Genomic DNA, 382 nt, shown 5'->3' on the forward strand with positions numbered 1-382 from the left:
GGCTATCCAAACGGTATTGCGGGTGAAGATATTCATATCTTTGCGCGAATTGCTTCGGTGGCAGATGTGTTCGATGCGCTGGTGAATCGTCGATGCTATAAACAAGCTAGGTCTATAGACGAGACATTAAACTTCTTCAAAGAGATGAAAGGCACTAAGTTCGAGCCGCGTTTGGTTGATTTATTACTCGATACCCAAGAAGAGCTAATGAAAATTCAAGAGGCGCATGCCGATTAGGCATGCGCATACGATACTAGGTTTTACGCTTAGAATGCTAAGGCAAAGCCTAGTAGTATCGATAGAGTAGCGAGACCGGATGCAACAATGATTGTCGCCATTGCCTTGTCTTGTTTGGCTGCATCAGAACGAGTAAACGACGCTC

Annotated in this window: 1 protein-coding gene; it reads left to right on the forward strand. The window is 45.0% G+C overall.

All coding sequences use genetic code 11. The annotated features are described in order from the left end of the window. Positions 1-237: HD-GYP domain-containing protein (locus A3735_RS30660; RefSeq protein ID WP_369808237.1), on the forward strand; the 237-nt coding region annotated here is incomplete at its 5' end. Between the last annotated feature and the right edge of the window lie 145 nt (positions 238-382).

The organism is Oleiphilus sp. HI0061 (genome assembly GCF_001635675.1).